At 49.9% G+C, this 26,752-nt stretch carries 32 protein-coding genes; 3 read left to right on the top strand and 29 right to left on the bottom strand.

The features are described from left to right. Window positions 1-23 precede the first annotated feature (23 nt). The 25 genes from dxs to LDO05_RS07870 all read right to left on the bottom strand — a co-directional run bounded on the left by dxs (window position 24) and on the right by LDO05_RS07870 (window position 19,974). Window positions 24-1,931 carry a 1-deoxy-D-xylulose-5-phosphate synthase gene (gene dxs, locus LDO05_RS07990; protein ID WP_251378313.1) on the bottom strand — a complete coding sequence of 636 codons (1,908 nt, stop codon included), beginning with the start codon at window positions 1,929-1,931 and terminating at the stop codon, window positions 24-26. 145 nt (window positions 1,932-2,076) lie between these two features. After that, a complete protein-coding gene (locus tag LDO05_RS07985) occupies window positions 2,077-2,952 on the bottom strand; it encodes a polyprenyl synthetase family protein (protein ID WP_251378659.1) in 876 nt (291 codons plus the stop codon). A gap of 22 nt (window positions 2,953-2,974) precedes the next feature. Next, the gene (gene xseB / locus LDO05_RS07980; protein WP_251378312.1) at window positions 2,975-3,229 is read right to left on the bottom strand and encodes an exodeoxyribonuclease VII small subunit; all 255 of its coding nucleotides are present in this window, start codon (window positions 3,227-3,229) and stop codon (window positions 2,975-2,977) included. Next, entirely contained in the window at window positions 3,207-4,532 is a 1,326-nt protein-coding gene (gene xseA / locus LDO05_RS07975) for an exodeoxyribonuclease VII large subunit (RefSeq protein ID WP_276575589.1), read from the bottom strand. The genes xseB and xseA overlap by 23 nt, the downstream gene beginning before the upstream one ends. Before the next feature lie 80 nt (window positions 4,533-4,612). Then, entirely contained in the window at window positions 4,613-5,470 is an 858-nt protein-coding gene (folD, locus tag LDO05_RS07970; RefSeq protein ID WP_251378310.1) for a bifunctional methylenetetrahydrofolate dehydrogenase/methenyltetrahydrofolate cyclohydrolase FolD, read from the bottom strand. 46 nt (window positions 5,471-5,516) lie between these two features. Continuing rightward, entirely contained in the window at window positions 5,517-5,963 is a 447-nt protein-coding gene (nusB, locus tag LDO05_RS07965; protein WP_251378309.1) for a transcription antitermination factor NusB, read from the bottom strand. Between the two features lie 213 nt (window positions 5,964-6,176). Further along, window positions 6,177-6,410, bottom strand: a complete 234-nt coding sequence (locus tag LDO05_RS07960) for a DUF2273 domain-containing protein (RefSeq protein ID WP_251378308.1) — start codon at window positions 6,408-6,410, stop codon at window positions 6,177-6,179. A gap of 14 nt (window positions 6,411-6,424) precedes the next feature. Then, a complete protein-coding gene (gene amaP / locus LDO05_RS07955; protein WP_251378307.1) occupies window positions 6,425-6,964 on the bottom strand; it encodes an alkaline shock response membrane anchor protein AmaP in 540 nt (179 codons plus the stop codon). A 72-nt stretch (window positions 6,965-7,036) separates the two neighbouring features. Continuing rightward, a complete protein-coding gene (locus LDO05_RS07950; protein ID WP_251378306.1) occupies window positions 7,037-7,444 on the bottom strand; it encodes an Asp23/Gls24 family envelope stress response protein in 408 nt (135 codons plus the stop codon). A 112-nt stretch (window positions 7,445-7,556) separates the two neighbouring features. After that, the gene (gene accC / locus LDO05_RS07945; RefSeq protein ID WP_251378305.1) at window positions 7,557-8,900 is read right to left on the bottom strand and encodes an acetyl-CoA carboxylase biotin carboxylase subunit; all 1,344 of its coding nucleotides are present in this window, start codon (window positions 8,898-8,900) and stop codon (window positions 7,557-7,559) included. A gap of 57 nt (window positions 8,901-8,957) precedes the next feature. Continuing rightward, window positions 8,958-9,455, bottom strand: coding sequence for an acetyl-CoA carboxylase biotin carboxyl carrier protein (accB, locus tag LDO05_RS07940; RefSeq protein WP_251378304.1), 498 nt, complete (start codon window positions 9,453-9,455; stop codon window positions 8,958-8,960). A gap of 178 nt (window positions 9,456-9,633) precedes the next feature. Continuing rightward, window positions 9,634-10,392 (bottom strand): SpoIIIAH-like family protein, encoded by a 759-nt coding sequence (locus tag LDO05_RS07935; RefSeq protein ID WP_251378303.1) that lies wholly within the window; start codon window positions 10,390-10,392, stop codon window positions 9,634-9,636. 32 nt (window positions 10,393-10,424) lie between these two features. Further along, the gene (spoIIIAG, locus tag LDO05_RS07930) at window positions 10,425-11,072 is read right to left on the bottom strand and encodes a stage III sporulation protein AG (protein WP_251378302.1); all 648 of its coding nucleotides are present in this window, start codon (window positions 11,070-11,072) and stop codon (window positions 10,425-10,427) included. A gap of 14 nt (window positions 11,073-11,086) precedes the next feature. Next, window positions 11,087-11,863 (bottom strand): stage III sporulation protein AF, encoded by a 777-nt coding sequence (gene spoIIIAF, locus LDO05_RS07925; protein ID WP_251378301.1) that lies wholly within the window; start codon window positions 11,861-11,863, stop codon window positions 11,087-11,089. A 26-nt stretch (window positions 11,864-11,889) separates the two neighbouring features. Next, a complete protein-coding gene (gene spoIIIAE / locus LDO05_RS07920) occupies window positions 11,890-13,080 on the bottom strand; it encodes a stage III sporulation protein AE (protein WP_251378300.1) in 1,191 nt (396 codons plus the stop codon). Between the two features lie 20 nt (window positions 13,081-13,100). Next, window positions 13,101-13,490, bottom strand: coding sequence for a stage III sporulation protein AD (gene spoIIIAD, locus LDO05_RS07915; protein ID WP_251378299.1), 390 nt, complete (start codon window positions 13,488-13,490; stop codon window positions 13,101-13,103). Window positions 13,491-13,502: 12 nt separating this feature from the next. Next, the gene (gene spoIIIAC, locus LDO05_RS07910) at window positions 13,503-13,706 is read right to left on the bottom strand and encodes a stage III sporulation protein AC (RefSeq protein WP_068616922.1); all 204 of its coding nucleotides are present in this window, start codon (window positions 13,704-13,706) and stop codon (window positions 13,503-13,505) included. A 55-nt stretch (window positions 13,707-13,761) separates the two neighbouring features. Beyond that, window positions 13,762-14,280 (bottom strand): stage III sporulation protein SpoIIIAB, encoded by a 519-nt coding sequence (spoIIIAB, locus tag LDO05_RS07905; RefSeq protein ID WP_251378298.1) that lies wholly within the window; start codon window positions 14,278-14,280, stop codon window positions 13,762-13,764. Then, window positions 14,273-15,271: a stage III sporulation protein AA gene (gene spoIIIAA, locus LDO05_RS07900; protein ID WP_251378297.1), complete on the bottom strand. Its 999-nt coding sequence runs from the start codon at window positions 15,269-15,271 to the stop codon at window positions 14,273-14,275. Before spoIIIAA ends, spoIIIAB begins: the two co-directional genes overlap by 8 nt. Before the next feature lie 95 nt (window positions 15,272-15,366). After that, window positions 15,367-15,633 carry a YqhV family protein gene (locus tag LDO05_RS07895; RefSeq protein WP_251378296.1) on the bottom strand — a complete coding sequence of 89 codons (267 nt, stop codon included), beginning with the start codon at window positions 15,631-15,633 and terminating at the stop codon, window positions 15,367-15,369. Between the two features lie 178 nt (window positions 15,634-15,811). Then, window positions 15,812-17,065, bottom strand: coding sequence for an aspartate kinase (locus LDO05_RS07890; RefSeq protein WP_251378295.1), 1,254 nt, complete (start codon window positions 17,063-17,065; stop codon window positions 15,812-15,814). A gap of 183 nt (window positions 17,066-17,248) precedes the next feature. Further along, window positions 17,249-17,806, bottom strand: a complete 558-nt coding sequence (gene efp, locus LDO05_RS07885) for an elongation factor P (RefSeq protein ID WP_251378294.1) — start codon at window positions 17,804-17,806, stop codon at window positions 17,249-17,251. A 54-nt stretch (window positions 17,807-17,860) separates the two neighbouring features. Then, the gene (locus tag LDO05_RS07880) at window positions 17,861-18,931 is read right to left on the bottom strand and encodes a M24 family metallopeptidase (protein ID WP_251378293.1); all 1,071 of its coding nucleotides are present in this window, start codon (window positions 18,929-18,931) and stop codon (window positions 17,861-17,863) included. 13 nt (window positions 18,932-18,944) lie between these two features. Next, window positions 18,945-19,388 carry a type II 3-dehydroquinate dehydratase gene (gene aroQ, locus LDO05_RS07875; RefSeq protein ID WP_251378292.1) on the bottom strand — a complete coding sequence of 148 codons (444 nt, stop codon included), beginning with the start codon at window positions 19,386-19,388 and terminating at the stop codon, window positions 18,945-18,947. 58 nt (window positions 19,389-19,446) lie between these two features. Next, window positions 19,447-19,974 (bottom strand): YqhR family membrane protein, encoded by a 528-nt coding sequence (locus LDO05_RS07870; protein ID WP_251378291.1) that lies wholly within the window; start codon window positions 19,972-19,974, stop codon window positions 19,447-19,449. A gap of 192 nt (window positions 19,975-20,166) precedes the next feature. On the opposite strand from LDO05_RS07870, the gene LDO05_RS07865 reads away from it, so the two are divergent. Further along, complete coding sequence (locus tag LDO05_RS07865; protein WP_251378290.1) at window positions 20,167-21,162, top strand: DUF1385 domain-containing protein; 996 nt, start codon at window positions 20,167-20,169, stop codon at window positions 21,160-21,162. Window positions 21,163-21,169: 7 nt separating this feature from the next. Beyond that, the gene (locus LDO05_RS07860) at window positions 21,170-21,496 is read left to right on the top strand and encodes a hypothetical protein (RefSeq protein WP_251378289.1); all 327 of its coding nucleotides are present in this window, start codon (window positions 21,170-21,172) and stop codon (window positions 21,494-21,496) included. A 12-nt stretch (window positions 21,497-21,508) separates the two neighbouring features. Here LDO05_RS07860 and LDO05_RS07855 read toward each other — a convergent pair whose 3' ends face one another. From LDO05_RS07855 to mntR, 3 genes are all read right to left on the bottom strand, one after another. Then, a complete protein-coding gene (locus tag LDO05_RS07855; RefSeq protein WP_251378288.1) occupies window positions 21,509-22,474 on the bottom strand; it encodes a patatin-like phospholipase family protein in 966 nt (321 codons plus the stop codon). A 118-nt stretch (window positions 22,475-22,592) separates the two neighbouring features. Further along, window positions 22,593-24,200 carry a family 10 glycosylhydrolase gene (locus LDO05_RS07850; RefSeq protein ID WP_251378287.1) on the bottom strand — a complete coding sequence of 536 codons (1,608 nt, stop codon included), beginning with the start codon at window positions 24,198-24,200 and terminating at the stop codon, window positions 22,593-22,595. A 133-nt stretch (window positions 24,201-24,333) separates the two neighbouring features. After that, a complete protein-coding gene (mntR, locus tag LDO05_RS07845; protein WP_251378286.1) occupies window positions 24,334-24,759 on the bottom strand; it encodes a transcriptional regulator MntR in 426 nt (141 codons plus the stop codon). 194 nt (window positions 24,760-24,953) lie between these two features. Here mntR and splB point away from each other — a divergent pair, with 194 nt between their 5' ends. Next, the gene (splB, locus tag LDO05_RS07840; protein WP_251378285.1) at window positions 24,954-26,027 is read left to right on the top strand and encodes a spore photoproduct lyase; all 1,074 of its coding nucleotides are present in this window, start codon (window positions 24,954-24,956) and stop codon (window positions 26,025-26,027) included. On the opposite strand, the gene LDO05_RS07835 is transcribed toward splB, so the two are convergent. Continuing rightward, window positions 26,024-26,737: a cytochrome c biogenesis CcdA family protein gene (locus LDO05_RS07835; RefSeq protein ID WP_251378284.1), complete on the bottom strand. Its 714-nt coding sequence runs from the start codon at window positions 26,735-26,737 to the stop codon at window positions 26,024-26,026. The two genes, splB and LDO05_RS07835, sit on opposite strands and share 4 nt — an antisense overlap. Between the last annotated feature and the right edge of the window lie 15 nt (window positions 26,738-26,752).

The raw sequence follows: 26,752 nt of genomic DNA, 5'->3' as shown, positions 1-26,752 counted from the left end.
CCCGACTTCATTAAAGAAGCTGCCTACGAAGGCAGCGTCTTCTTACCAAATGCGAAATGGTGATCATTCCGCAGCTTTTGAACTTGTTCTATCAAGGCCTCGGTTGTGAGACCCACTTCTTGACACTGTTCCTTAATACTGCCATGCTCAATGAACTTGTCAGGAACTCCCATCAAGCGTATGTCAAGACCGGAAATGCCTTGCTGAGCATAGAATTCCAGAATGGCACTTCCAAGGCCACCCGCAATGGTTGACTCCTCAATGACCACCATCTTGGCGTGGGTCTTGGCAAGCTCAAGCAGCATAGTCTCATCAAGCGGCTTAATAAATCTTGCATTGATCACTGCTGCTTGGATACCTTCACGCTTCAGCTGCTCAGCCGCCTCCTCTGCAACTTGGACCATTGTCCCGACGGCTATGATGGCTGTCCCATCACCTTCCCGCACTTTCTCCCAGGTACCGATTGGAATAGGTACCAATTCCACATCCATAGAAACTCCCGGCACGTTGGTTCGAGGATAACGATAAGCAATAGGCCCATCATTGTACTCGAGAGCGGTCTTCATCATATGACGCAGCTCGTTCTCATCCTTGGGCATCATCAGAACCATATTCGGAATATGGCGCAAAAAAGGAATATCATACACGCCCTGATGCGTCTCCCCGTCAGCGCCAACAAACCCGGCACGGTCAATGGCGAACATCACGTTGGCATTGTGACGGCAAATATCATGGATGATTTGGTCGTAAGCTCTCTGCATAAAAGTGGAATACACCGCGTACACCGGCTTCATCCCTTCCATAGCCAGAGCTGCGCACATGGTTGCCGCATGCTGTTCAGCGATGCCCACATCGATCATCCGATCAGGGAACTTCTCCGCGAATTTAAGAAGACCCGATCCTCCCGGCATAGCTGGGGTTACAGCAATGATACGGGAATCCTGCTCCGCAAGCTCAATCAGTGTCTGACCGAACACTTCCGTATACATCGGATTTCCAACAGCTTTCAGCACCTTGCCCGATTCAATCTTGTAAGGCGAGATGCCATGCCACTTGTGCGAATCCGCTTCAGCGGGTGAATACCCCTTGCCTTTCGTAGTCAGAACATGCACAAGTACAGGACCTGTCACGTTATCAGCCTGCTTAAAGACTTCGATCAGCTTGGGAAGATCGTGTCCGTCAACGGGTCCCAGATAGGTGAAGCCAAGCTCTTCAAACAGAACACCGTTCATGATCATATACTTCAGGCTATCCTTGAGATTGGCTGCCGTCTTCGCCAGCTTGCCCCCAATGGCCGGAATCTTCTTAAGCAGAAGCTCCACCTCGTCCTTGGCCCGAAGATAGGTCCGGTCCGATCGGATTTTGCTCAAATAATTATGCATGGCACCCACATTCGGAGCGATCGACATCTCATTATCGTTCAGTATAACCATAAGATTCTTCTTCTCATGACCGATGTGATTCATGGCTTCAAATGCCATTCCCCCAGTAAGGGCACCATCTCCGATAATTGCGACTACCTTGTTCGTTCCGCCCTTGAGATCCCTTGCCAAGGCCATGCCCATTGCCGCCGACAGAGAAGTACTGCTGTGCCCGGCTTCCCAGACATCATGCTCACTTTCGTTCCGCTTCACAAATCCGCTCAAGCCTTTGTACTTGCGAAGTGTATCGAACTGCTCCATTCGTCCGGTCAGGATCTTGTGGACATATGCCTGATGGCCAACGTCAAATATAAATTTGTCGTCAGGGCTGTTATAACAATAGTGAAGGGCAAGCGTGAGCTCTACCACACCTAAATTCGGCGCAAGATGCCCACCCGTAGCGGACAGCTTCTGAATCAGGAAATCGCGTATTTCCTGGGCGATGTTGTCCAGCTCGTCTACAGAATATTTTTTTAAATCATTGGGTTCATGAATTTGTGAAAGCAGCACATGATTTCCCCGCTTTCTTCAATTTGGATTTGTCATGGTGAGTAGTACAAATTTCCCTCAGGTAATTGTGATCATTATACCACAAAAGTAAGCGCTGCAATAATCTGTGCCGGCCTGCAGCCTCCTTTTGTCCCAAATCTTGTCTCTAATGATCGCGGTTAAGCAGAAAGTCGGCCATTTGAAGCAGACGGTCCGGATGGGGAATGGTTCCACCACCGATCGCCTCCTTGGCAAGCAAGGTAAGCCGGTCCACCTCAGCTCTCGACTCCTCCAGTCCAATAAAATATGGGTATGTCACTTTATTCATCACTACATCGCTTTGTGTCTTCTTACCCAGCTTTTCCTCATTGCCAATCAGGTCCAGGATGTCGTCCTGAATCTGGAATGCCAGTCCAATGCTTCGGCCAAAAGTCTCCAACGCCCTGAGCTGCTCCAGAGAAGCGGAAGCAATCCGGCCCCCGGCCTTCAACGAGAAGACGATGAGATCGCCTGTCTTGTGCATATGGATGTATTTCAGCTGGTCGAGACTTGTAATCCCCTGCTCACCTTCCATATCCGCTGCCTGCCCGCCGACCATACCTTTGGGCCCTGCGTACAAAGACAGCTCTTCTACAATGGCCAACGTTTGTTCAGCAGGAACATGGTATCTCCGGCTTGCCTGGGCAATGCTGTAGAAGGCATGGGTAAGAAGACCGTCACCCGCAAGAATAGCTGACGCCTCACCGAACACCTTGTGGTTCGTAGGCTTGCCTCTGCGGAAATCATCATTATCCATCGCCGGTAGATCATCATGGATTAGTGAATATGTATGTACCATTTCTACGGCGCAGGCGACGGGCAGCGCCGCTTCACGGCTCCCGCCCAGCGACTCCGCCGCAGCAATGACGAGCAGTGGACGAATGCGTTTGCCTCCGGCCATTAAGGAATAACGCATGGCTTCATGGAGAGAGGAGGGAACAACCCACTCCCCTGGAATAAAGTCTTGAAGTCCACCGGTGACCAGCTTGTTGATTTCTTCCATATAGGAGCCGAATGAAGGCTGACTACTCACCTGATTCACCACTTTCGACCGGAGCTGCAAAAGGCTTCTTCGTAATCTCCCCGTCTGATTCAACAATCATCTCGATCTTTCCCTCGACTTGTACCAGCTTCTGACCGCAGAGCTGGGACAGCTGCATCCCCCGCTGAAACAGATCGATTGCCGTCTCAAGCGGCACATCTCCATGTTCCAGCTTAGACACGATCTCTTCGAGCTGACTCATGGCCTCTTCAAAATTAATGTCCTTCTCCTGTTCCATGACTGTCTCCTTCCCGCTGCATCCCCCATACCTGACAATCCAGTTCACCGTCGGTGACTTTGATCTTCAGCATATCCCCAGGTTGGACTTCATCCAGCGATTTAATTAAGCGTGAACCTTGTTCATCATAGACCAAGCTGTAGCCCCTGCCCATGACTTTGAGTGGGCTCAGCGCATCGAGCTGACGAATCCCTGCAGTCAGCTGAGCGGATCTATCCTTGAGCACCGCCAGCATTGCCTGGCGAAGCTGCCTTGCGGCGTCCGACTGACGCCGCTTCGCGTACTGCAGCTGCTCCTGCGGATGGAACCGCAGGAGCCTCGCATGCAGGCGGCCGCGCCGCTCGCTCGTCAAGAGCGCGCGGGCATGCATGCGGCTGGCGAGACGATGCTTCAGCATGTCGAGCCGCTCGGCGTGCTGGAGCAGGCTCCGCCGCGGATGCACGAGCACCGGCGAGCGCTGGAGGCGCGCGAGCCGCTCCCGGGCGCGAGCCAGACGGTGCTTCAGCCCCTGCTGAAGCTCCCGCTCGCGCTGGCCGAGCAGCGCCCGCAGCTCGGCGGCATGCGGCACGGCCAGCTCGGCAGCGGCTGTAGGCGTGGCTGCGCGAAGATCGGCTACGAAATCGGCTATCGTAAAGTCAGTCTCATGGCCCACGGCCGAGATGACGGGGATTGCCGATTCATAGATAGCCCGGGCCACAATCTCCTCGTTGAAGGCCCACAGCTCCTCGAGTGAGCCCCCGCCCCGGCCGACGATGATTACATCGGCCTCTCCCATGCTGTTCAGAGTACGCAGTGCCTTCACAATCGAAGGCGCTGCCTGCTTGCCCTGCACAAGCACGGGGTGCAGGATGATCGGCACCTGCGGATATCGCCGCTGTAAGGTGATTATGATATCCCGCACTGCGGCACCTGTTGGAGACGTAACTACACCGATCGTCTTCGGATAACGCGGCAGAGCTCTTTTACGGGACTGCTCAAACAATCCTTCATCTTCAAGCTTCTTCTTCAGCTGCTCATAGGCGAGATACAAGCTGCCTATCCCATCCGGCTGCATATGGGTCGCATAGAATTGGTACTGCCCGTCTCTTTCGTACACCGATACATTGCCTCTTGCAATCACCCTTGATCCCTCTTTCGGAATAAAAGGCAGCCGCTGGTTGTGAGAAGCGAACATAATGCTCTTGATCCGGCTGTCCTTATCTTTCAAGGTGAAGTACATGTGACCGCTTGAATGGTGTGTGAAGTTCGAGATTTCTCCCCGTATCCACACTTCGGACAGAAGCGTGTCCGATTCCAGCTTCATTCGGATATACCGGTTCAGTTCCTTTATCGAGAAGATTCTTTGATTCACGGGGATCCCCCCTTCAGGTTATGAAAGATGGATTATTCCAGACCGCTAAGACGCTTTGCTGCCACCATCGTATTGTTCATCAGCATCGTAATCGTCATCGGACCTACTCCGCCTGGAACCGGTGTGATTGGCCCGGAGACTTCCTTCACGCTGTCAAAATCAACATCGCCAGCGAGCTTGCCATTATCAAGACGGTTCACGCCAACATCGATAACTACCGCACCCGGCTTCACATAGGACGCATCAATGAAATTGGCTCTGCCAACCGCAACAACCAGAATATCCGCTTGAAGGGTAAGCTCTTTCATGTTGGCTGTACGGGAATGACACATTGTAACCGTAGCGTTCTCCCGCTGCAGCAGAAGAGCCACTGGCTTGCCTACAATATTACTGCGTCCGATCACAACGGCATGCTTGCCGGCCATATCAAGACCCGTACGCTTAATGAGCTCAATCACACCTGCAGGGGTACAAGGAAGCAGACTGTCATCTCCAATGACCAGATTACCCACATTCACTGGATGGAATCCATCCACGTCTTTTTCCACAGCAATGGCATTAATTACGGACTTCTCGTCAATATGCTTAGGCAGTGGAAGCTGTACAAGGATGCCATGAATGTTGCTCTGCTGATTCAGCTTGTTAACCAGGGCAAGCAGTTCTTCCTGGGTAGTGGATTCCTCTAACTTATGAACCTCGGAATAATATCCCAGGTCATGGCAAGCCTTGTCTTTATTACGGACGTAGACCTGGGAAGCAGGATCTTCTCCAACAATCACTACCGCAAGACCTGGCTTGAATCCCGTCTCTGCCAGTCTCTCCATCTCCTCACGCAGACCCTGGCGAATTTCCTCAGCTACCTGTTTCCCACTAATTATTTGTGCTGTCATTATCTCTCTCCCTCTCCATGATTTGTTTTTTAACTGTTTGTTTGTTTTACTGTTTGTTTTTCAATTGATCCAGATCCTGAATCATCTTCCCCAGAACCCCATTAACGAACTTGCCGGATTCGGCAGTTCCGAAGTGCTTCGCCAGCTCTATGGCTTCGTTCACAACCACCTTGGCAGGCGCATCATCACGGTAGATCATCTCATAAGCCGCCAAGCGCAGGACCTGACGGTCCACTCTGGACAACCGGCTGATCTGCCACCCTTTCAGATAATCACCGAGAAGGGCATCGATTTCGCTTTTCTTCTCCCAGACTCCGTTGACCAGCTCAAGCACGAATTCCGGAGTCCCCATATCGCTGAGTTCAACTTCACTCTCGTTCTCCCCGCCGGCTTCTGACAGAAGCATTGTAACGGCCTCATTTGCTTCGACATCATTCATTTCCATTTGGTACAGGCTTTGTACCGATATTTCCCTAGCTAATCGTCTTTTCATTAACTTCCTCCTCGAGGTTAACCTCTGGACATCCCTTGTATGGATCATGGATGTATTTTGTGTGTAGTTCATTCCATATAGTGTGCATGACTATTGACAGAAAAAAACCCGTGAAATGCTCTCCGCAACAAAAAAATGAGCAGAATTATACGGAGTTTACCGAAGGCACACCGTATAGCAGCAGTTTTTTTCGGAGAAAGCATATCACAGGAATCATTTAAAAGGACGCCAGCGCGCACCGAGCCAGTCACGTATCTCCGCCCATGGGATGAACGAGCCCTGGCCAAGATCTTTATACTTACCGATTGTATAACCGATGTACAAGAGCAGCGCGCAGAAAAGCATGTTCCAAAACCCGAAAAACAGATAGATTGGACAAAGTAACAGGGCGGTAGCCAGACCCAGCAAGCGTCCTCTATGACTCTCCCATAATTGTTTCCAGAGCACCCTGAAATCCACCCCTATTCAACCCGGCTTTTGATCGTAGGCGACTGAACAAGATTAGCAATATACACGGATACATAAGATACCGGAATGCCCGTAATCTCCTGTACGTGATCATGGACTTGCCTCTGAACTTCTTCAGTCAGTGTCGGTATGGAGCTCTCCCCGTCCACTAGCGCGCGAATAATAATGCTCAATCCCGACTCGGTAATCTTGATTCGTGTCTTCACATCCTTGATGCCTCTAACCCGTGATGCAGCTTTGAGGGACAGATTCTCAATGGTCTCCACCGAAATCTGGATATCTCCGAATTCCGTCCGCTGATCGATTGAGGGCAATGATGCCCTGTCACGCCGGATCGAAATATAGAAGAACCGGATGCTGAGCAGGAAGAGTACAGCTGCAACCGCAATTGATACATTCAGCAGAGTCTTCTCATAACTGCTGTCAATGTGAAAAGGTACCGCTTCGGTAAAGAGAAGAATCGCAATTACGGATAGAATACCTATGCTGAAACTATAAATAAACAGCAGAAGTCTGTCCAAGATTTTTGCCACTGAACGTGCACCCACCTTAAGATTATAGTAAACCCCTGACGCTGATTCGTCAGGGGTTAATCGCTGCATTCATTATTTCACCCTGTGGCTCAGTTCCGACTCCTCGATCTTCTCGGCTGTCTTGAAGATAACGTCATGAATATGTACGTTGACCTCAACAACAGTAAGCCCTGTCATGGTCTCAATCGAGCGCTTGACGTTACGCTGAATTTCGGTCGCCACTTCTGGAAGGCGGTTACCATACTCCACAATCACAGATACATCGACTGCAGCCTCAAGCTGACCAACTTCGACCTTAACGCCCTTGGACAGGTTCTTCCGTCCCAGCAGCTCTGCGATGCCTCCAGCGAATCCGCCGCTCATGCCAGCCACACCGTTAACTTCAACGGCAGCAAGACCTGCGATTACTTCAATGACTTCGGGAGCAATTTGGATTTCACCAATTTCGGTTCTCTCATATTCTGTAGGAAAAGTACTCATCGTCGTCTTCATCCACCTCTCAATAAGTTTGCGGATGCTACTAGTAGGCAAGCGCACTTATTATACATACTATATCATTTTGGACTCATTATGACAAACAGGGTCCAAGTTATTAAATCTCATTTTCTTCCAGAAATTTAATATCGAAATCCCCCCGTATGAAGGTTGGATGCTCCAGCAGCTTCTGATGGAAAGAAATCGTGGTGTGAATTCCTTCTACCGCGAACTCGGATAACGCCCGCTTCATTTTGGCAATAGCTTCCTCACGTGTAGGAGCCCATACGATTAGCTTGGCAATCATGGAATCATAGAAAGGCGTAATCACATACCCCGGATAAGCTCCGCTGTCTACACGGACACCCGGTCCACCCGGTGCCAGATAGAAACCTATCTTGCCTGGGGACGGCATGAAATTACGAGACGGGTCCTCGGCATTAATACGGCATTCGATAGACCAGCCGTTAATAATGACATCTTCCTGGGAGAAAGACAATGGGTTCCCTTCAGCCACCGAGATCATTTCCTTAATCAGATCGATCCCGGTAACCATCTCGGTTACGGGATGCTCAACCTGAATCCGGGTGTTCATCTCCATGAAGTAGAACTGTCCATCAGGGCCCAACAGGAACTCAAGCGTACCGGCGCCGGAATAATCAACGGCTTGAGCTGCTCTCACTGCCGCTTCTCCCATCTCTTTACGTTTCTCAGGACTTAGAATCGGGCAAGGAGCTTCCTCTACCAGCTTCTGTCTGCGTCTCTGAACGGAGCAATCCCGTTCTCCCAAATAGGCAACATTCCCATGCCTGTCGGCGATAATCTGAATCTCAACGTGCTTCATGCCTGTAAGATATTTCTCCAGATATACACCTGCATTGCCGAAAGCCTTTTGGGCCTCCTGCTGTGCCGTGGTAATCTGCTGAACAAGGGAATCCTCATCTTCCGCAATCCGGATTCCTTTGCCGCCGCCACCGGCGGTTGCCTTGATTATAACAGGGTAGCCGATATCACGAGCTACCATAATAGCTTGGTCCATATCTTCAATCAGGCCGTCCGAACCAGGAATAACAGGCACTTTCGCTTCAATCATCGTCTGCTTGGCTACCGCCTTATCTCCCATGCGGGTGATCGCATCCGGAGACGGTCCAATAAACGTGATGTTGCAGGACCCGCAGATCTCTGCAAAATCGGCATTCTCAGCCAGGAATCCATAACCCGGGTGAATTGCGTCACACTCGGTGAGCGTTGCCACGCTCATCAGATTCGTAAAATTCAAATAACTGTCTTTGGACAGGGTTGGACCTATACAATAGGCTTCATCCGCTAAACGGACATGAAGGGAATCCTTATCCGCTTCCGAGTATACAGCCACGGACTGGATACCCAGTTCCCGGCAAGCCCGGATAATTCGCACCGCGATTTCACCGCGGTTGGCTATAAGTATTTTATGAAATTTCAAGTCTGCATCCTCCTTGGCACCCTAAAGATAGCGTGTATTACCGCCTTCTTACGTTCATTACTCCGGCTTCACCAGAAAGAGGGGCTGTCCATATTCCACAAGCTGGCCATTCTCGGCCAGGATCTCAACGATTTCCCCTTTGACTTCAGCCTCAAGCTCGTTCATCAGCTTCATCGCTTCAATAATGCAGACCGTGGTCTTGTCGCCGACCTTATCGCCCACATTGACATAAGGAGCCTTGTCAGGTGAAGAGGAACGATAGAATGTGCCTACCATAGGAGAGACAATCGTATGTAAGTTCGCATTAGCATCGGCACGCGGGGCACCTTCGCCAGATGGCGCAGCGGCTGGCTCTGCTGCAGGCTGAATCTGTACCGACGCGGGAGCGGCAGTTACATGCGTTACAGGCGCTGCTGCGGATTGTACCTGTACAATCTCAGTCTTGCCCGGCTTGCGGATTGCAAGTCTTGTTCCCTCATTCTCAATTTCAAGTTCGTGAATCGAGGTCTGATCCACCAATTTAATAAGCTCTTTGATTTCGTTTAATTTGAACATTGTCAGTTTCACTCCTTCAGCTTTGTAACACACAAGCCTTGGCCTTCTTAGAACATAGCATTATGTATTATATCACAAGTCTAAGAAATAGAAAGAGCCCAAGATTCTTGGGCCCTTCTGCTTGCGCAAGGCTTCTTAATTGCTGAGAAACCGCGTTTTATAAACGCATTTCACATGTTTACTGGGTTACATATTGCACTCTAACTTTATCCTGGGCGACTCCAAGCTCTTTAATCACCAGGTCCACGATGCTAACGGCTTGCTTGGCTTCGAGCTTGTCACTTAGCACGACCACGGTGTATCCATCATCCTTCGGAGTTACCGCCGCATTCGCATACTGCTGCTGCAGCTTCTCTTCAATATCGGAAATTTTCGCCTCTTTATCCTCCAAGGCGGCTAGTTCTCTTTGAGCCTTTGCACTTTCTTCCGCTGATTTCGTCTGATCCGCAATAATCTGTGTGAGCTTATCATTGATTTTCTTGTTCTCCTCATTTCTTTGGTACTGATAATTAGTAATGGCATCGTTGCCCGCTGTGCCTTGGGCTTCAATCTTCTTCAGTACCTCGGCATCCTTCTGCGGGTCTTCACTGGACACTGCTGATTGATCAGCAGGTGCTGTCTTCTCTGGGCTCTTCACCTCGGCAGCCGCGGTGTCTTTCTTTGCAGCATCGTTCTTGCTATTGTCTGCTGCTGCGCCTGGCTCCGCAGCCGTTACTTTATCACTGATATCCGTTACTTCTTTTACGACCAAATCCTCCTGTGCCTCGGTTAGAGCCGTGTCTTTGGCAGCCGTATTATCCTGGACGGATACCTGTTGGCCATCAGCAACCTTTGGAGCCTTGACCGCTGACTCTTCTGTGAACAGGTAGTATGCCGAGAGGATCACCATCAAGCTAAGCATGGACACAAGCCAAATTGTTTGTCTGTTCGTTTTCATTAAATATACCTCCTAATTATTAATCAACCCTCTTACTGTGTGCCCTTACGTGGAACTACAGATATTTGATAGGATGCAACATTCAGGCCTTTCTCAACGGCATCTACAATCAGCTGCTTGACGGTCTTGTTCTCCGCCCCCCGTGCGACCACGAGGACCCCGCGGATTCTCGGCTTGATCTTCTTCGTAATGAGCGGCTTAGAGTCCCCCGACACTTCATAAGTCACAATCTGTCCATCCCGGGTATATTGGGTTACATGCCTCTTCCCGCCTCCCGCGTCTGTTTCATCTGTCTGTTCCTGGGAATCCTTCATATTCCGCTGAACCACAACTTCTTCCGTTGAGTCAACCGTAACCATCACATCCACCGTACCTACTCCGACGATTTTCTCCAGTATTTCCTTGGTTCGACTCTCCAGATTGCCCTCTATATTGTCAAAGGAGCTGTCCCCATCTTCGGGCTGGGAGACAGCCGAAGTGGTCTGAGACTGATTCTGAACCGGTGGTTCACGCCCTGCACCTCCGGTATCGATTTTCTTCACATTTACAAATGAACTGATCAGCATGAAGGCCACTCCAATGAGTCCGAGTATAATAAGCAGTCTCAATGTGTTTATTTTTTTGCTGCCTTCCGGTCCTGCCCCCAGCCACTGTTCAAGCTTCTTCCACCACTTCACCATGCTCTCCACCTCCTTTATTGCCCTGATTGTTCCTCAGGTTCATGAATCTTGATGATTGTCCTTGAGATACCCCAATCCTTTGTCAGTTGGTTCGTAATCTCCAGATTTCTTGTGGTATGGATTCCACTCTGGCTCTGTACTTCGGCATCCTTCGATGTCCCCGTGCCCGGATGCTTCGTATCCAATGCCCCATCTTGTTTGACAGTAATGTCCACCTTCTCAACCTGCTTAATAGCAGGAACCGATATGGCAGTACTCTGTATTCCCTCACTTGATGGTGTTCCATCAGTTACAGGCGGATTTTTGGCTGCGAGATACACTTCCACTTCTTTGATCACAGGCTTCCCGGCAGGCTGCTGCACGGTATCCTCCTGTCGGCTTGTTTGGTTATTTACTGCGAGTGTGACCTTCACCCGCTCCACCTGAATTCCCGCCTTATGCTCAATTTGCTGCTCCATTTCTCTTGCTACCTCCTGGCCTGCCCATTCGAGCGACTGTGCTTCCTGTTTCTTGCGGAGTGCCAATCCCTGCTGAACAATCTGATCGGTACTGCTGCTGTCCATGTTGGGGTCAAGCTCCTTCGTCGTCTGATTGAGCGCCGTCTGCAGTTCCTGCACCGGATCGCCGCCAATGAGTTTGACCACAGGAGACATTAGCGTAAGCAGGATGAGCAGACTGATCACCAGCTTGACATAACGCTCGAACGACCGGTTCGGCAGAAGCAGGTCAACAAAGCCCGCCAGGAGAACCACAAATATAATTTCCTTCAGCCAATTGGCAATCCAGGTCATGGATTCACCCCTCTCTTAGTCCATTGTCATCGCATCATCACCGTTATATTTCCGGCGGTAAGCATGATGGTAATGGCCAGAAAGAACATCAAGCCAACGGCAGCCATGGCTGCGAACACATAGATCATGCTCTTGCCAATGGTCTCAAGACACGTTACAACCGGGGAATCACCCAGTGGCTGCATAACCGCTGCGGAGAGATTATAGATTAATGCCAGTGTCAGAATTTTGATGGCTGGAAAAGCGCACAGGAACAAAATTACAATGACACCCACAAGGCCCACGGCATTCTTCACCAGCAGGGATGCGGAGATGACGGTATCCGTTGCATCCGCGAACACTTTCCCTACAACGGGAACGAAGTTCCCCGTTACATATTTGGCTGCACGCAGGGTTACCCCGTCGGCAACCGAGCCGGTAATTCCTTTTACAGAAATGACTCCTAGAAAGATCGTAAGCAGAACCCCGAGCAAGCTCATACTGATGGTACGAAGGAGATTAGCCAGCTGTGTGAGCTTATACTTGTCCGATAAGGAGCTGACTATATGAAGGAGCGCCGAGAAGAACAGCAGCGGGAACACCACCGTGTATACGAGCGTACCTACCGTGTGAACCATGAACACTACAAGCGGGTGCGTAACCGTTACTGTGACGATGTTCCCCATCGAAGCCAGCATCGTAAACAACAGGGGCACCATCGCCATCATGAAGTCAATCATGTCCTTGATGGCGTCTGTGGCATATCCGATGGCCACATTGAAGCTGTTGATTGCCAGAATTAGAATGACCATGTAACAGATCGAGTAGGCCACCTTGCTGACATTTCCCCGTTCGAATGCGGTCTGCAGCGTCTCCAGAATCAAGCTGAACACAGTCAGAATGACAATGGTAACCAGGATATGTCCGTTGTACAGAACCTCATGCCACATATATTTGAGCAGTGCCGAGAGGCCGGATTTCACATTGAATTCCTGTCCTCCGGGCAGTAACATGTCCATAAAGGAAGGCACCTTCTCATCTGGAAAGAATCCGCCGTAATCCTTCATCAGATGCTTCCAATAAGCTTCGACCTGATCCGTCGGCAGTTCAGACGCCTGCTGCTTCATCCAGCCTTCGTCCTGTGACTGTGCGAACAGCTTCGCCGGCCAGAAGATCATAAAGCCGAGTATGAAGAGGATTAGCGTTCTCTTGTGCCAATTCAGGTCGTGGAGCTTCATCCTCCTTGTCCCCATTTCCACTAGACCGGCAGCAGCTTCATAATGGTCTCTATAATGATGCCAATGATCGGGATGGCGAGCACCATAATCAAGACTTTGCCGGCGAGTTCAATTTTTGAAGCGATACTTTCTTGTCCTGCATCACGCACGATTTGGGCACCGAATTCCGCAATGTAAGCAATTCCGATAATCTTCAGGATCGTCTTCAGGTAGATCAGCTGTACTCCTGAGGCTTGGGCCAGCTCCTCGAGAACATCAATAATGGAACTGATCTTGCCAATGATTAGCAGAAATATGGTAATGCCGGTACAAGCGGCGATCAGAAATGCAAAGATTGGCTTCTGTTCCTTAATGACCAGAATCAGGATCGCTGCAAGCAGCCCAAGTCCGACAATCTGGATGATCTCCATCGGCCGGGCCTCCTACTGGAACAGAAATATCGATTTGATTTCTTGAAAAAGACTGTCCAGCATCCGAATGACCATGAACAGCACGACCACAAACCCGATCAAGGTCACCCAGTGCGCCATATCCTCTTTGCCCATTTGCTTCAGCACCGTATGAATCATCGCAATGATGATGCCGATGCCCGCAATCTGGAATATAGCATTAACTTCTAAATTCATGAAAAGGCACCTCGCTATCAGTTAGGAGCGGACAGAACCATGCTCCCCGGTTCTTCTAGTAGATCAGGATCACGATCAGTGCTGCCGTCAGTAATCCCAGGCTTCTGAACATCTTCTCGTACCTGCCCTGATCCTCTCTCGCGGCCGACTCCTCGGCTTCCAGCTGACGGACCGCAGTCTCGATATGCTTCAGCTGGTCTCTTCGATCGCTTGTCCCGAGCGAATAGGCAAGCTGGTACAGCACGTCCCGCTCTGCAGTCTTCATCGCTGTATGCCTCCATTCCTCATGAATGGCCTTATGAATACTCTCCTGTGCGGTCATGCCAGCCTGTCCGTCCATCCCTTCAGCCGCCTTCATCAGAATCGAACGTATAGGAGCCTGATTCTGCTTGCCGATCCGCTGAAGCGCCTCTGGCAAAGGGGTGAACCCATAGGTGATCTCCGTCTCCAGCCTCTTCAGCGCCTGTATTAACCGCCGGATCTGATCCGGACGACTGGCGAACTGCCTCGCCTTCAGCCAACCCGCCATCGTGCCAGCCACGATGACAAGCACGGCCCCAAGCATCTTAAGCATGCTGCCCACTACCTTTCCAACGCACTTCCTCTACCTGCATTGATCTCATCTTGCTGTCCAGCAGCCTGAACGAGAGACCCTTGTCTGATCTGGACAGAATTACATACATTTGGAAAAAGGGAGGGTCCGCAAGCCTGGCAAGCGCCGGACGGTGAAGCAGCTCCCCTGCATCGGTTCCATGTGCGGTAGCAATCACTCTCACGCCCGCATGAAGGGCTTCGGCCAACGCTTCCCCATCTTCCTCGCGGCCTACTTCATCAACAATGATGACCTCAGGTGACATGGACCTGATCATCATCATAATTCCCTCGGCCTTGGGACAAGCATCCATAATATCGGTGCGGGGCCCGACATCAAAGCTCGGCACCCCCCGCTGACTGCCGGCGATCTCGGATCGTTCATCGATAATTCCTACTTTCATCCCTGGCCATTTGGCTTCCGGGTGGCCCCAGGTCCCCCTGCTAATCTGCCTGGCCAAATCGCGCAGCAAGGTGGTCTTGCCGTGTTGAGGCGGCGATAGAATCAAGGTATGCTTCACACTCCGGTGTCTGAAATCAAGCAGCTGGGGAAGAACAGGATCCGCGATCCCTTGTACTTCACGGGCGATCCGTATATTGAAGCCGCTGATATCGCGAATATGCTCGACCTTGCCTCCACTCAGAACGGTCCTGCCTGCCAGTCCGATCCGGTGTCCGCCCGGAATGGTGATGAACCCCCGGCGAAGTTCTTCCTCCATCGTATACAAGGAATGGTTCGTAATTTGATCGAGCAGCCGGTGGGTATCCTCCCGTCCAGGCTTGAAGGCTGCTTCTGGATCCCGGCTCATATTTCCGTCTTCAGTTACGAAATAATGACGGCCGGCGGCGTTGACTTCAAGGGCCCGTCCTTCTCTGATCCGAAGCTCTTCGAGGTTCGTCAGAAGCTCGGGTGGGAGCCGGCGCAGCATACGTGAGATGTGTTCAGGTAATACGGTCAACCAAGTTGGGTTCATATTTACCCCCGCCATGTAAGACTTTAGAATTGTTTAGTAACTTTACTTAAGACAAGTGTATGCCCGAATAATTTCAGGTATGACGGGGAAATCTATCATTTTTTCAAAATACCAATTAAGAGACAGATCACTCCGCAGGCCACCCAGCCAATCTTCCCCCAAGAAAGCTTGTCAGCCATCCCCATAAGCCCCAGTGAAGTGGTTACAATCAAGACTGTCGGTCCCACAAAGGCCAAGGCTGAATTCACCGCGAGCGCTTTATCAATCCTGCCAAGCTTGAGCATGAGTATGGCCGCAATAATCTCCAAGGTCCCGGATATGATCCGTAGAGTTGCCATACTGGCTACAAATTTATCAAGCATAATTTCCTCCTTACTCTTGTCCCACTTGTCCCTCTTATCCTTCTTGTCCTCTATCTAGCTTTATGCGCAGGATTGCCTTTTTAGAAAAAAAAAAGAAGATTCACCGCTGATACGGTGAACCTTCTTGAAGGTAAAGAGGATATGAAAATAATTAAGTTATCGGTTGAAAGCTAGGAGACTATCTGCGGTCTTTAGGTCCGCCGACAAATGCCTGTTCCTCGGTGTCCAGCTGATAAGCGGTGTGAAGGGCCTTGATAACCTCACCAAGCTTATCCCCGTCAATCACACAGGAGACTTTGATCTCAGATGTGCTTACCATCTTGATGTTGACTCCTTCTTTGGAGATGACATCGAACATTTGAGCCGCTACTCCAGGATGACTTACCATTCCAGCGCCTACGATCGAGATCTTGACCAGATTATCCTCAGAGCTCACTTCACTGAAAGGAAGATCACCGCGAAGGCCTTCAATCACGCTAAGCGCCTTCTCTCTGTCGGATAGGGCAACTGTGAAGGAGAAATCGGCTTTGCCGCCCTGCACACCGCTCTGTACAATAATATCAACGTCAATCTGAGCTGCCGCAAGTGAACCGAACACTTTGGCCAGCACACCTGGTACGTGGGATACACCTAGAATACTGATACGTGCCACATTTTTATCATAAGCAATGCCACTGACTACAACACCTTGCTCCATGCTGACTTCCTCCTTCACAACTGTGCCTTCATTATGGGTAAAGCTTGAACGTACAACCAGACGTACCTTGTGATGCTTCGCGTACTCTACGGCACGGGGATGCAGCACGGCTGCGCCCAGATTAGCGAGCTCAAGCATCTCGTCATATGATATCTCATCCAGCTTACGCGCACATTTCACAATCCGCGGATCTGTAGAATAGATACCGTCAACGTCGGTATAGATCTCACACACATCGGCATCAATCGCTGCCGCCAGTGCTACCGCTGTTGTATCTGAACCGCCCCGTCCAAACGTGGTAATCTCGCCGTCTTCCGTCATCCCTTGGAATCCGGCCACCACTACAACCGCACCATCTTCGAGCGATTTCTTCACTTTATCCGGGCGAATATCGGTAATGCGGGCCTTCCCGAATACGGACTCGGTTCGGAAGCCGGCCTGCCAACCTGTATAGGAGACAGCCTTTCGTCCAATAGCATGAAGCGCGATGGACAGCATGGCAATCGAGATTTGTTCACCATTCGTCATCAGCATATCCATTTCTCTAGCAGGCGGTTCTGCGTTCAGCAGCTTGGCCTGGTCAATCAGATCGTCCGTGGTATCCCCCATAGCCGAAACAACCACGACACATTGATGACCTTCGTCTTGTTTCTCTGCGATACGCTTTGCTACGCGTTTCATTCGCTCTGTATCCCCTACAGAGCTCCCTCCGAATTTCATTACGTATAAAGCCAAGTTGGTTCACTCCTCATTGATCATAATACTCCAATTCCGGCGTTTCCATAGATCAATCCCTATTATCAGTAACGCTTTAAACCAGTATAATACGAAAGTCAGTTAGGAAGTCAATCTTTTTGCATATGTACACAAAAATTCCCCCATCCCGAAGATGGAGGAATCGCTGTGAAAGTAAGAAGACTATGCGCGAGAGATGTATTTACCTTCACGGGTATCGATAAGCAGTACGTCCTCTTCATTGATGAATAAAGGAACCTGTACGCTAAGTCCAGTCTCGAGCTTCGCACTCTTGGTAGCCCCTTGTGCCGTGTTGCCCTTAACACCTGGCTCAGTCTCAACAACCTTGAGCTCAACACTTGTAGGAAGGTTAATTCCCAGGATTTCGCCCTGGTAGCTGACGATCTTCACATTCATGTTCTCTTTGAGGAAGTTAAGCTCCCATTCTAGCTGGTCTGCATTCAAGGAGAATTGATCGTAAGTCTCGTTGTCCATGAATGTATGCTCTTGACCGCTGGCATAGAGATATTGAACATCGCGGTTTTCGATCATAGCCCGTCCAATCGTCTCACCAGCACGGAAGGTCTTCTCAACCGTGTTCCCGTTGCGCAGATTCTTCAGCTTGGAACGAACGAATGCTGCACCTTTGCCCGGCTTAACGTGTTGGAACTCCAATACGGTGAAGATATCGCCATCTACTTCTACAGTAAGGCCTGTTTTAAAATCGTTGACTGAAATCACAGAAAATCCTCCTCAAGTTAGACAAATACTTCAATAATTATGCTTGATGCCATTCTAAATTACAATAAAGTCTTTCGTCGATTCCGTCAAACGCCGAATTCCGTTCTCCGTAATCACTACATCGTCCTCTATTCTCACACCGCCGAAGCCAGGCAGGTAAATGCCAGGCTCCACCGTAACGACCATACCTGGCTGCAGAATCGTATCGCTAAGCTTGGACAGCCGCGGCGACTCATGAACCTCCATACCCAGGCCATGCCCGGTGCTATGACCGAACTGGCCGCCATATCCATGTCTTGTAATGACATCCCTTGCAAGCGCATCGGCCTGGGCACCCGACATGCCCGGACGTAGATGCTCAAGCGTATGAAGCTGGGCTTCCAGCACAATATCATAGATCTCGCGATGTCTGTCGCTAGGTGTGCCCACAACAACCGTACGTGTAATATCCGAACAATATCCGTTCAGAAGGGCGCCAAAGTCCATCTTCACGAATTCATTGCTGCCAATAACCCGATCACTGGCAACGCCGTGCGGCAATGCTGAACGCTCACCCGAAGCAATAATCGTGTCAAAGGAAGATGAGGTTGCACCGTTCTTGCGCATGAAGAATTCCATCTCCAAAGCCATCTCCAGCTCGGTCACTCCTGGCCTTAGAATCTCCAGCATATAATGGAAAGTGCGGTCAGCCAGATCGGCTGCCTGCTTCATGATCGCAAGCTCCTCATCATCCTTATAGACTCTTAACAGCTCTACAAGCCCTGTTACCGGTACCAGCTGTACAGGAGCTAATTCCTGTTCATATTTGCGGTAAGCCGAGAACACGACATCATCCTGCTCAAAGCCTACTTGGCTGATTCTCTCGGCAGCAAGAAGTTCCTTGAGTGTCTCAGCAACCGATACTCCGTGCTCAACGACCTCGTAACCCGCCGCTTGCTGCGGAGCTTGTGTCATATAACGGAAATCCGTTAACAAATATGCCTTCTGATGTGTGATCAGCACATACCCTGAGGAACCCGTAAACCCAGACAAATATCGGCGGTTGATGGAACTGGTAATAAATACCGCCTCCAAATTTCTCTGACGCAGCGATTCCCTAAGCTTTATTACCCGTTTATTTGCCATATTATTGGTCTCCTTAATTCCTGCTCTCGAGGTACCGGCATATTGCAGTAAGTCCCAGATAGTAGCTTCCATCGCCAAAGCCCGCAATTTGACCTACGGCAATCGGCGCAACCACGGACTTATGTCTAAACTCCTCGCGGGCGTGGATATTGGACATATGTACTTCGACCACCGGAATCTTCACCGTAGTCAGGGCATCCCGAATGGCATAGCTGTAATGAGTCAGCGCGCCCGGATTAATCACAATTCCGTCCACTTCACCCATGGCTGCCTGAATACGATCAATAATATGCCCTTCATGATTGGACTGGAAGAAGGATACTCGAATACCCAAATCCTCTGCCTGCTTCCTCAAATTCTCCTCAATAGAAGCCAGGCTCAGGGAGCCGTATATTCCAGGCTCACGAACCCCGAGCAAATTCAAATTCGGGCCGTTCATGATCAGAATGTGTGTCATCTGCCTTAGGCGCCCCTCTCCTCGTAAAATAACCAAAGCTTATTTTACCATAGGATGGTTATTCTTGAGAAGCACTTTTGAGCCGGTCCAGCAGCTTCTTAGGCTCTCTTTTCCGTTCATCTGTGTACTCAAATGCGGCTGTGTACCCGATAAACAGCCCCCATAGAAGAAAGAGGCAAAATTCACTTATATGCGTGGTTAAATGGAGCTGTCTGAATGGCTTCACCATGTAAAGAGCAGGTCCGGCTGCCAAGTAAATGATGGCCCACCACATGATTCCGTAGATCATACCAAGCCACGGCCCCGGTACCTTTCTCAATATGAAGGTATATAGATAGGCCGCAATAATGGAGAACATGATGAAATATAACCAGCCCAGATAATAACCCGGCTGAGTCATGAGATAAGTAGTCTTGAAGAAGGGTTCAGCCAGAAATCCGGGAAGCACCGAGGTGAACCTCAGAAAATAAAACAAGCCATGAACGCCCCCCCAGATTAGCCCCGCGAAAAAACCGAGCTCCAATGCGAACCACCAAGGATTTGTAAGTACTCCCGTATTGTCGCTTCGTCTTTGCTGCCTTGTCATTAGCATCTTCATCCCTTCCGGTTATTTTCCTGATACTTATATTTATCCCAGTTAGTATGTGCAAATTGAAAAAGGCTAACCAGCCGAAAAACTAGAATTTAGTCCTGAAGTTAGATACAATAGATTTTATAAGATATAACGATTTGAAGACTCCTGTACAAATCTAATACTAAGCTTAGGAAGGTGAAGTTGTTGCCTGAACAATCAAGTCCAGCCATCTATGGCGGCCAAGCCGTTATCGAGGGCGTTATGTTCGGTGGTAAGCATGTGAACGTCACGGCTGTCCGCCGGAAGAATCAAGAGATCACTTTCCTTGAAGTGCCCAAGAGAGACAAGAAATGGGTAACTCAGCTTCGCAAGATCCCGCTCCTTCGAGGCATTGTAAGTATTATTGATGCCAGTGCCAAGGGATCGAAGCATTTGAACTATTCCGCAGAGGCTTTGGCCGATGATGAGCTTAGTCCAGAAGAGAGAGCGCAGCAGAAAGCTTCACAGGAATCCGGCTTCTCGCTGACTATGATCCTCGGTGTTGCTATCATGGGTATTCTTTCTTTTGTATTTGGTAAAGTAGTGCTTACTGTAGTCCCGGCTGCGATCGAAGAGTTCCTGTTCAAAAACACATTCAGCGGTCAATTTGCGCATACGCTCCTAGAAGGCGTAATCAAAATTATTTTTCTTCTCATCTATTTGTGGGCAATCTCCCTGACGCCGATGATTAAGCGGTTGTTCCAATATCACGGCGCCGAGCATAAAGTAATCAGTGCCTATGAAGCTGGTGAGGAACTCACGGTCTCCAATGTGCAGAAATACAGCAGGCTCCACTACCGCTGCGGCAGCAGCTTTATGGTGCTGACTGTGATTGTTGGTGTAATAATTTACTCTTTCTTTTCTTGGGATAATATCTGGGAACGGGTATATATCCGCCTGCTGCTTCTGCCCCTAGTTATTGGAGTCTCGTTCGAAATGCTGCGTATTACGAATTCCTTGCGCGATGTTCCGGTACTTCGCTATCTAGGCTACCCGGGGCTATGGCTGCAGCTGCTCACCACCAAAGAACCTAATGACGATCAAGTCGAAGTATCTATCGCCTCCTTCAACCGGATGCGCGAGCTCGACGCTGTACTGGAACGGAATCCTTCGGCTGAGCTATCCACGCTCGGTACCCATCTGGACCCTGTGAAAGGATGATGAATCGATGAGAAAACAGGCCATCATATTCTGGGTCCTTATTGGACTCGCAGCAATCGGAGTTGTGAACAGTATGCTTACAGGCGGGCTCCTAAATTGGCTCATTCCCGTTGTTCTCGTTGCCGCTGTGTTCCTGCTCTACAAATTCCCGCCGGCCAAGTACCGTTCAAAGTCACCTAAAGTGAAGCCTTCTGCCAGAACGATGGCAAAAATAACAAAAACGACGCCTCAGCGCCGTTCAGATGCTGCTCCCAAACGCAAACATTACCCTTTTCAAGTCATCGAAGGGAATAAGGGTAAGAATGAGGATGGGCAGCAGCCGAAATATCATTAGTCTATCGAAGAATCAGAAAGCCTGCTGACAATACTTCTCGAATTCCTCTTCGTAATGCTGGGTACTCCAGTCACCGAAGAACTTGCTTCCCGCCCGGAAGCCGGATTCGTGAAGCAGCAGGCTTTCTTCATGGGTAATGTGAAATTGGGTCACGCCAATGCCGAGAATAGGCACCTTGACCGTACGGTATCGGTTCTCCTGCTCAATATAGCGCTCATCATGGGCGGATAACATGGTGTCAAATAACGCCTGAAGCATGCTGAACGGTCCTCCAACCCGGTGCGGCTGGTTCGAGTTTTTCCCCACCATCTGAAAGCCTACCGTTGGAATCCTCTCACCGTCAGTCTTCAATCCATCCTGATCGAACAGCCACAGCGGCAGATTGCTGAGCAGGCCTCCATCCACGATATGAATAAATTGATCCTTGAACGCCTTGCCTCGCGATAATTTGGGCGGCAGCCGGAGCAGAACGGGATCGAAGAAGTAAGGAATGCTGCAGCTCATTCTGACGGCATGGGCGACCTCGAATTGATCAGGATTGATCCCGAGCTTATGCAAATCATCAGGGAGTATGAGAATTTTGCCGCTTGTAATATCGGAAGCGATAATCGTTAGCTTCCCCTTCTCCAAATCCTTAAATGTTCTAATGTTCTTATAGAGAAGCACCTCTCTAAGCCAATCCTCCAGAGCTTCACCTGCATACAAGCCCTTCTTTAACATAATCCGCGCTGCCGGTCCAATTAGCGGCGTGTTGAAGATGAACGATCTTTTCAAGAACTTGGTGAACGTGGTTGCCAGAATGAGTTCCTTCATTTCTTCTGCGTCATATCCAGCTGCCAATAGTGAAGCAATAATAGATCCCGAGGACGTTCCGGCCAATCTGTTAAATTTGAAATCATGCACTTCAGCCGCACGTACCGCGCCCACCAGAGAAATCCCTCTGACACCCCCGCCTTGAAACACTCCATTTATCCGCATACAACCACACAGCCCCCATCCTGCACAAGAGTGGCCCATCCCCTTGGAACGGGGCGGTCTACTGCTTATGTATGTTGATGAGGGCTGTGTTTATGACATTAGACGGAGTTCGTTACCATCAATTAGTTAGAAAATAAGACTTCAACAATGGAAGCAGGCCAAGCGGGTTCTTGATGAGATCCTTCGCGCTGTAAAAAATGCTTCCTTTCACTTCACCAGATTGCTTGTTGTAGTTCAATTGGTTAATGATCTCCTGGGCAGTCTGCCAGCCTACCTCTGGACTTCCCAGCTTGTAGGGAGCATGCCCGATATATAACTGGACATCTGTTCCACGGACTTCCTGAGACCACCAATCCACAAGCTTGTCATAGCGAGCATTCGTGAACGACATGCTCCAATAGACTTGCGGGGCTACATAATCGATCCATTCGCTCCTAATCCATGTACGGACATCAGCATACATGCTGTCATAAGCGGTTATTCCCGCTTTGGTATCCGATCCCGTTAAGTCAGTTGCCTTATTACGCCACACTCCGAACGGGCTAATCCCAAAGCTAACGGCAGGTTTGACCTTATGAATGCTCTGCCCGAGGTCTCTCACAAAGCCGTTAATATTCGCTCGGCGCCAATCACCCTTGGTCTTAATTTGAGCAGGATTATAGGTCTTATAAGTGCTGTCATCATCGAATTTATCACTGGTGCTTTCTGCCGAAGGATAGAAGTAATCATCGAGATGCACACCATCAATATTGTAATTCTGCACAACTTCCATAATGGAATCAATAATTTGCTGGCGGGCTTCCGGAATACCGGGGTTAATATACAGCTTCCCGCCCTGCTTCACAATCCTGTCCGGATGCTGCACAGCCGTGCTGTTCGCAGGCAGCTTGCTGACATCAGTCAGGATGCTGGCCCGGAACGGATTGAACCAGGCATGGAACTTCATTCCGCGTCTGTGTGTCTCCTCTACCAAGAAGGCTAATGGATCGTAGCCTGGATCCTTCCCCGGCGTGCCTGTTAAGTACTGGGACCATGGCACAAGCTTAGATGGATAGATTGCATCCGCTGCGGGACGCACTTGCACGAATACAGCATTAATCCCCGTATCCTGAAGCTTATCCAGCAGAGCTGTATACTCGGCCTTCTGCTGATCCTCTCTGCCATAGGATTTGGTACTTGGCCAGTCCAGGTTATAGACCGTGGATATCCATGCCCCGCGAAGCTGTGCCGAGTCTGTATTCCCAGGGGTTGTTCCGGGCGGTGTAACTGGTACTGTAGGCACTCCCCCGGCATCCTTGGTAGTCAACACAACCTGCTGCTTAGCCTGATTCCAATTCACGAGTAGACCCAGATGTTCTCCAACAAACCGCAGGGGAACCATGGTTCTCCCGCTTACAACCTGAACTGTGGCATCCAGAGATACCGCTGCGCCATTCACCTTCGCCGATCTTTTTCCTGACTGAAGCACCAGGGTATCTAAGCCTTTGGAGATGGTTGCCGTGCTGGTGGAAGGGTTCCAATTCACGCTTGCACCTAATCCCTCGCTAATTACCCTAAGGGGAACCATCGTGAAGTTCGACTTCAAATATGGAGGCACGTCACTACGAAGCGGCTGCCCATCCAGCAGCATGGTAATCTGCGAAGCTTTGGCCTGGGCAGATGGAGACAAGGACGACAGACTCAGCACCGACAACAGCATCAGCATCAACAAACTACGTAACTTCATACACTACTAATCCTCCCACAATCATAGATTTGCAGGCAAAACAACACTCGCAGCCATGTTAAGTACATAGGGCATAAGCGCTGCTTCCCCAAAAAAAAGAACAAGCACCTGCCTATAAGGACAGATGCCTCATTCACGAATCGCTAATCACTTCACCATGTAATGCGTGAAGCTGCTGTATTCTTTGCTTATCCTGACGTAAAAACTCGACTAAAGTTTCAATCCGGGTAATCGAATCCCAGCTTAAATGATGCTCAATTCCCTCAACATCCTTGTAGATGTTCTCCTGCTGCACTCCGATCATTTCAAGGAACTCCTCCAGCAGCTCATGCCGGTCGACCAGGCGCTTGCCTACCTTCTTGCCTTTGCTGGTCAGTACAAGTCCTCTGTATTTCTCATAGATCAAATAATCGTCCTTGTCTAGCTTCTGGATCATCTTCGTTACGGAAGAAGGATGAACCTCCAAGCCTTCGGCTATATCCGAAACGCGGGCGTATCCCTTCTCATCGATGAGCTTGTAGATGCGCTCCAAATAATCCTCCATGCTGGGCGTTGGCATGTTATTCCCTCATTTCTATATGTCCACAATGGCCTGTGTGCCACAAAACCTGCTCTTGTAATGATACATGTTCCTGAGAGGACTTGGCAAGTCCTGGCGGCGGCCGCAGCGCATTGTACTATTATTGCCATGATTCTTATCAACTCATTCTACACACAATACACAATATCCGAAATGAGCTGGAGGTGGGTACGATGACTCCCATAATTACTGCTGAACCCCCTGTGAAATCCAAGACCCGTACCAAACCTTTTGTTCCTGACTTTGTCTATTTTGAGCCTGGTGCGCTCGATTATCCCAAAGGCATTCAAATTATGAACTGGGTCAAATCTAAGGGCATCCCTTACAAAATGACAACCTCCCACAACCGGATAACCGGGCTTCCCGGAGACACCGAGCTGCAGCAGTACAAGAACGCCAAGCGCACGCTGGTTGTTGGAGTCCGCAAGACATTGAAGTTCGATCAATCCAAGCCGTCAGCGGAATATGCCATTCCGATATCGACGGGCTGTATGGGGCACTGTCATTATTGTTATCTGCAGACCACCCTCGGGGCTAAGCCCTACATCAGGGTCTATGTGAATACCGGGGATGTCATAGCTGCCGCCAAAAAATACATTGATGAACGCATTCCGGAAATTACCCGGTTTGAAGCAGCGTGTACCTCCGATCCCGTAGGCCTGGAGCATATCACCGGTTCCCTGACGGAGCTTATTACCTTCATGGCCGGGGAAGAATACGGACGTCTAAGGTTCGTGACCAAATTTCACCATGTGGAACCTTTCCTGGATTTGAACCATGCCGGTCATACCCGGATCCGGTTCAGCATCAACTCTGACTATGTGATCCGTCAATTCGAACCCGCTACATCCAGCTTTGAAGAACGTATTGAAGCTGCAGGCAAAATAGCCAAAGCCGGGTATCCCCTGGGCTTCATTATCGCTCCGATCATTTGGTACGATGGCTGGGAACAGGGTTATGCCGACCTGCTCCGGCAGTTAGCCCAGGCTATGCCGGCGGAACCGGTCAAGGATCTGACCTTTGAGATGATCCAGCACCGGTTCACCAAGACCGCAAAAGCAACAATCGAGAAAAGATATCCAAAAACCAAGCTTGAGATGGATATGGAAAAGCGCAAGAAAAAGTGGGGCCGCTATGGCCAATACAAATATGTGTATCCAGATGAACAGCAAATCGCCCTGCGCGAATTCATCACAGAGCGAATTTTTGAGCATTTTCCCTATGCCAAGATTGACTACTTCACCTAGAATTTCAACCATTCCGGCGTGATTCCCTGCAGCCAGATGGTAATATAGGTCATCCGGTTAGTAAATAGCAGGATTCCCATAAGCACCATCACACCACCGCCAATCTTCATCATCAGACCAGAATAACGAAGAATCCATTTTGTTGAGCCGATGAAGAATGCCAGTATGAAGAAGGGAACCGCGAAGCCAACCGAGTAAGCAGTGATCAGGCCTATCCATGTACCAGGAGCGCTTGCTGACAAGGCAATGATGGACATCAGGATCGGTCCCACACAGGGAGACCATCCGGCTGAGAATCCGATTCCAAGTATGAATGAACCTATGTATCCGGCTGGCCTCCATTTGAACTCCAGCTTACGTTCTTTCATCAGAAATTGCGGTTGAAATATGCCCAATAAGAATAAACCCATAACCATAATTAAGATGGCAGACAGCTGACGAATGAGGTCCCTGTACTCATTAAATAGCTGCCCGAACATTCCTGCCCCAAATCCAAGCGTGTAGAATACCGCAGAGAACCCTAGTATGAAAGCGAGTGTGTGGGTCATCGTCCGAAAGCGGACGTTTGGCCTATCCTGCTCGTTGCGCAAGGTCTGTACAGACATCCCTGTAATATAGGATAGATACGAGGGGTACAGAGGCAGACAGCAGGGAGAAATGAAGGACGCAATCCCGGCCGCAAAAGCAACCCAAATATTAATATCCGGCATATGTTCCTCCTGTTA

Source organism: Paenibacillus sp. YPG26 (genome assembly GCF_023704175.1).
GTDB lineage: Bacteria > Bacillota > Bacilli > Paenibacillales > Paenibacillaceae > Fontibacillus.
The sequence above is the reverse complement of the archived record's forward strand: the minus strand, read 5'-3'. Positions and strand labels throughout refer to the sequence as shown.